A 3,679-nucleotide genomic window follows, 5' to 3' on the forward strand; every position below is an offset into this window, starting at 1 on the left:
TTTAGGCTTGGTACTGGTTTTATCAAAACGACACATTATTTCTTGTTAAATGGCCTTAGCACTAAATCCTCCTAAGGCCATACAATAAATTACTTCGAATACCGGATCGTTAAACTGATTTTTTACCTTTATTTCAGATTTAATCATGCGGTAATCGATGCAATATGTGAGAACTGAAATCCCGTTGCAGATACCACACTAAGCAGTGTTTTTAGTGTTGGATTGCCTGAAGGTGATAACGTCCGGTACAGGGTTTCTCTCGATACACCCGCTTTTTTAGCCACACTTGCCATCCCTCCTCGGGCCTCAACTACACGGCGTAGGGCCATCAGAAAGGCTTCTTGCCCTCCTTCCTCATCAATATCCAAAAGAGCCTGATGCAAATATACTTGCGCGAATTCAGGGTCCTCCATAAGAAGCTGAACCATAGCGTCATCATGTAAACGGGCTTTGGCCATAATCATTACCTCGTTAAATAATCGTTAAGACACACAATAGCCTGATCGATGTCGGCATTCTGCGAGCGCTTATCGCCGCCAAAAAGCAACAATACGACTTCACCGTCAACCAAGCTGTAATAAACCCTGTAACCTGGCCCCTGGTCTATACGAAATTCCCAGACACCTTCACGGCAAGACTTATTATCCCCAAAGTTCCCCGAAGCGTTCCGGTTAACTCTTGATGATATTTTTGCCTTAGCGATCGAATCACGGAGACTCTCCAATACTCCATGTATAAATCCCGTCCCTCGGGAGTCAGATAGTGTTTGCGATACCTACTTGGTAGATCACCGTGCAAACGTGCTGACTTAATATAGAGATTTTCCTATAATCTTCTTAGTTTCTTTTTAAATTTTTCTCGGGGAAGTTTTATCTAGTTTACGCCATTCTTTTAATGTCCGTTAGTAGTTATATTAAAGGTTATCAATATTTATCTTGATATGCTTAGTAAGTTTTTTCAAACGTTCACGGACAATAGCCAAGATATCAGCATCCTCATATTGATTGCTGACCATGACAGATATTTCTGCAAAAGGTGGTTTTTCGCTTTCTACAATATAACGCAGGAACAAGCAAGGCATAGCATACCAGATGGATTCCTTAATATTTCTTATTAAAAAACGGTGGAACAAACTATTTTTCTTATTCGTAGTTTGTTCGATTTTTGGGATAGGTACTTTTTCATCAATAGTAACGGCGTCGTTGATATTATTATACTTCTCGATGTCAAACCAAGATATATGCGTGACTTCATTAGCATCAATAATAACGTTCATACTATGGCTTCTATTCGAAGTATCTAATGGGTATATATTGGTGAATTTTATTTGCTGGGTGTTTTTATCTCGATAACCTGACATAATTGGAAGTATTGATATATCACTATTTGGCCCTTCATTTTCTGTTGGTTCACCTATAGCATTTATCAGACCGACATAAATTTTTCCAGAGTCAAGGTTTATCAATACAGAACGTTTATCTTTTCTTTCCATAGCATTAAATAGCAAAGCATCGAAGGAACCTTCGTTAAAGGTTTCTTTTAAAACTCTCAACTTTCTTGCACTAAGTAAAGATGTTTTATATTTGTGACCATAGCAGAATCCTAACAAACTATTCTTTAAAAAAATGATAAACACCCAAACAAAGGCCAGTATCAATGTTAGAAGTGATATAAAAACAAACCATACATATACAATATCTTTTTTGATATCACCTGATATATTTATTTTTTCAGTTACATACTTTATTAATTCATCTTCTGCGAAAAAAAGCTTAAGTAAACAATCTAAAAATAATGCACTGATAACACAACCAAGTCCTAAGGCAATAGCTTTCAAATATAATAGCTGTCCATCATGGCGGTGTAGTCTATAATAATGATAAGGGTTAGCTGAGATAATTATATATCCGCTAACCAATATTGGGATTAAGAGTAAAACAAGCAAGTTATATCATCCTTTAATAGTGGCACGATCCCTTTTTACTATTTCCTCTGCTAGTCTTTGCATTCTTTTTACTTCAGGTAATACGGCTAACTCCTCAGTAGAGATATACACGCCGCCATTTCCAACAACTTTCATATTGTTGGTGTACTCACTTTCCACTTTTGACTTAGCACTGCCAGTACGCCATTTAAACATACCGCCCCCCATTGTGATTTATCGCTTTCCTTCTATAAGGATATGCTGAGTAATACGCAAAGACAAGTTGATATGGCTCTCACTGTAGGCGGTATGCGCTTTCGCGATACACAGAATCAGCGGAATGTAGAATGATGTGAAACATATACATCGCATCCCTCCACAGCAACAAGAAGACGAAAGCTACTGGCTGGCAAAGTTTACCTCCCAAAAAGATAGTAGATTCTGTGTTCCAGCGGAAGCCAGGCTACATGTACCTGAGGTGGTCAACGAAATTAAAACGATCCGGCTTGTGGTTAGAGAGTGGCGCAATCACTTTGAAGAATATGACGTCACTGGCAAGGATATTGATGCTGTTAGACCGGCATTTCTCCATGCTCCTCAACTAGGTATGGCTGATATTGGCACCAATTAAATGCACCTAAAAACAGGCATTAAGTTAATAGTGCCTTATTTAAGGTGCATCTTTATCTCAAAAAATCTTAAAAGCTCGGATGCCTAATCAGTAGAGGGAATGGAATCAGTTAAGAAGAGTGATGAGATTACAACTCAATCTTATGAGGGAGTAGCTTATTATGCGTACCACAACGCATCCATTTTGTTAGCTATCACTAACGCTTAACGAAGACTATTCCAGTCAGGCAACTTATTTACCCGCCTTCTCCAGTAATGGTATAGGGCCATAAAGAAGCCAAACAACAAACCAGTAGTAAAACTCATCTGCAATACCATTGATATGCTGTAACCCACAGCATTCCAAGTGGTAAACCACATAACCATGCCCCACCCAAATCCAAAGAAGCTACCGAAGCAGAGTATATTCAGCCAGAAAGGTGCAAAAGGTGTGGGCGGAATTTGAAACCCTAGCTTCCACAACAAGAGCAGAATCGGAGGGGCATAATTACTCCGCCACATTTTTTTCTCTTCCATTAGTTTTAATGCACGTTTTTTCTTTTCATCAAACGTCATAGCCCGAACTCTTTACCGGAAACATATTTTCTTTTTTATCAGATTCGGGCAATGCTGTGAACTATTGAAATAAGGTTTGTATTCTACTTTTCAGTGATAGTGAATATCAGGAAAACATCCTTATTGATGTGTCACCTTCCTGTATTGGTATACGTTTAGGTACACGAAACAACGTTGAACTCGATTTTTATCAGCAAATACAAAGCATTGATTAACCTGGCACCCCGGTGGCGTTGATGAAGACTCACCCTATGAGGCCGAACTGGCGGGGATTCAGCGCCTGACGGCCAATCATATCGCGCTGTGGCAATCTATTAGCTCTCGTACCGCCAGTGGTGAAGCCTGTACAAAATCGCTGGTGAGGGATGATATGCGCGGCATGGGTTTTGATGTTGCGAAGAAATTTGCCCGCTGGCTCGACAAGCTGGAAATTGATGGGTTGATTCATATTGACGGGGAGAATATCTGCCCCAATTCATTAAGCAATACAGCAAGAAATTAACTGGGGGATAAAGTGGGAACCAAGTGGGGGAACATCGAATTTTTAACCAATTTAGCCTCGAATCCCCT

At 39.6% G+C, this 3,679-nt stretch carries 5 protein-coding genes and 2 pseudogenes; 2 read left to right on the forward strand and 5 right to left on the reverse strand.

Annotated features, from left to right (window positions below):
- Positions 1–143 precede the first annotated feature (143 nt).
- The 4 genes and pseudogenes from YALDO0001_RS19065 to YALDO0001_RS19085 form a co-directional block, all read right to left on the reverse strand.
- Positions 144–458 (reverse strand): addiction module antidote protein, encoded by a 315-nt coding sequence (locus YALDO0001_RS19065; protein WP_042840615.1) that lies wholly within the window; start codon positions 456–458, stop codon positions 144–146.
- A 5-nt stretch (positions 459–463) separates the two neighbouring features.
- A pseudogene (locus YALDO0001_RS19070) lies at positions 464–732 on the reverse strand (type II toxin-antitoxin system RelE/ParE family toxin).
- 181 nt (positions 733–913) lie between these two features.
- A complete protein-coding gene (locus YALDO0001_RS21615) occupies positions 914–1,945 on the reverse strand; it encodes a hypothetical protein (protein WP_071986429.1) in 1,032 nt (343 codons plus the stop codon).
- Positions 1,946–1,951: 6 nt separating this feature from the next.
- Positions 1,952–2,140: a hypothetical protein gene (locus YALDO0001_RS19085; protein ID WP_156168261.1), complete on the reverse strand. Its 189-nt coding sequence runs from the start codon at positions 2,138–2,140 to the stop codon at positions 1,952–1,954.
- Between the two features lie 136 nt (positions 2,141–2,276).
- Here YALDO0001_RS19085 and YALDO0001_RS19090 point away from each other — a divergent pair, with 136 nt between their 5' ends.
- Positions 2,277–2,555, forward strand: a complete 279-nt coding sequence (locus YALDO0001_RS19090; RefSeq protein ID WP_042840612.1) for a hypothetical protein — start codon at positions 2,277–2,279, stop codon at positions 2,553–2,555.
- 203 nt (positions 2,556–2,758) lie between these two features.
- On the opposite strand, the gene YALDO0001_RS19095 is transcribed toward YALDO0001_RS19090, so the two are convergent.
- Positions 2,759–3,109 (reverse strand): DUF6404 family protein, encoded by a 351-nt coding sequence (locus tag YALDO0001_RS19095; RefSeq protein WP_042840614.1) that lies wholly within the window; start codon positions 3,107–3,109, stop codon positions 2,759–2,761.
- Between the two features lie 235 nt (positions 3,110–3,344).
- On the opposite strand from YALDO0001_RS19095, the pseudogene YALDO0001_RS19100 reads away from it, so the two are divergent.
- Positions 3,345–3,611, forward strand: a pseudogene (locus tag YALDO0001_RS19100) (hypothetical protein); the annotation flags it as partial.
- Positions 3,612–3,679: the final 68 nt, after the last annotated feature.

Source organism: Yersinia aldovae ATCC 35236, from assembly GCF_000173735.1.
Taxonomy (GTDB): Bacteria; Pseudomonadota; Gammaproteobacteria; order Enterobacterales; family Enterobacteriaceae; genus Yersinia; species Yersinia aldovae.